This window comes from Pseudoclavibacter sp. RFBB5 (assembly GCF_002931555.1).
Taxonomy (GTDB): Bacteria; Actinomycetota; Actinomycetes; order Actinomycetales; family Microbacteriaceae; genus Pseudoclavibacter.
The window spans coordinates 1-1,309 of record NZ_PSTZ01000012.1 but is presented as its reverse complement, the minus strand read 5'-3'; the positions used below and the strand labels follow the sequence as shown (position 1 = coordinate 1,309).

Genomic DNA, 1,309 nt, shown 5'->3' with positions numbered 1-1,309 from the left:
CGTTCTGGGCTGCTCAGTCGTTCTCGGGGAAGCCGAGGTTGATGCCGCCGTGCTTGGCGGGGTCGAGCCAGCGGCTGGTGACGGCTTTCTCGCGGGTGTAGAAGTGGAAGCCCTGCAGGCCGTAGGCCTTGGAGTCGCCGAAGGCGGAGTCTTTCCACCCGCCGAAGGAGTAGTAGGCGACGGGTACGGGGATGGGCACGTTGATGCCGATCATGCCGACCTGGATCTCGTTCTGGAAGCGTCGTGCAGCGCCGCCGTCGTTGGTGAAGATCGCGGTGCCGTTGCCGAACTGGCCGGTGTTGATGAGCTCCACGCCCTCCTCGAACGACTTGACGCGGACGATGCCGAGGACGGGGCCGAAGATCTCTTCCATGTAGGCGCGGCTGGTGGTGGGGAGGTTGTCGATGAGGGTCGGGCCGAGCCAGAACCCGCCGTCGGCGCCTTCCGCCTTGATCTCGCGGCCGTCGACGAGCACGTCCGCGCCGTCGTCTTTGGCGATCTGGATGTAGGAGGCGATCTTGTCGCGGTGCACTTCCGACACGATGGGGCCCATGTCGGGCTCCGTGTGGGTGTCGGTGGGGGTGCCGTCGCCGATGCGGAGCTTCGCGATGCGCTCCTTCACCTTCTCGATGAGCTGGTCGGCGACGGGCTCGATCGCGAGGACCACGCTGATGGCCATGCACCGCTCGCCCGCGGATCCGTAGCCGGCGTTGATGGCCTGGTCGGCGACGAGGTCGAGGTCGGCGTCGGGGAGCACGAGCATGTGGTTCTTCGCCCCACCGAGCGCCTGGACGCGCTTGCCGTTCTTGGAGGCGGTCTCGTAGATGTACTGCGCGATGGGCGTGGAGCCGACGAAGCTGATCGCGGCGACGTCGTCGTGGTTCAGGAGGCCGTCGACGGCCTGCTTGTCGCCGTGGAGGACGTTGAAGACACCGTCGGGGAGGCCGGCTTCCTTCCAGAGCTCCGCGAGCCAGAGCGCCGCGGAGGGGTCCTTCTCGGAGGGCTTGAGCACCACCGTGTTGCCGACGGCGATCGCGATGGGGAAGAACCACATGGGCACCATCGCGGGGAAGTTGAAGGGGCTGATGATGCCGACCACGCCGAGCGCCTGCTTGATGGAGAACACATCCACACCGGTGGACGCGTTCTCGGTGAAGTCGCCCTTGCAGATGCTTGGGAACCCGGTCGCGAGCTCCACGACCTCGAGGCCGCGCTGGATCTCACCGGCCGCGTCGGACACGACCTTGCCGTGCTCGGACGTGATGATCTTCGCGAGCTCGAGCTTCCGCTCGTTCAGCAGCTCACGGAA

The 1,309-nt window shown here is 66.5% G+C and carries 1 protein-coding gene; it reads right to left on the bottom strand.

The window, feature by feature from the left end; translation table 11 throughout:
• Positions 1 to 13: 13 nt before the first annotated feature.
• Positions 14 to 1,309, bottom strand: a 1,296-nt coding sequence (locus C5B97_RS17560; protein ID WP_104313506.1) for a CoA-acylating methylmalonate-semialdehyde dehydrogenase, incomplete at its 5' end; no start/stop codon positions are given.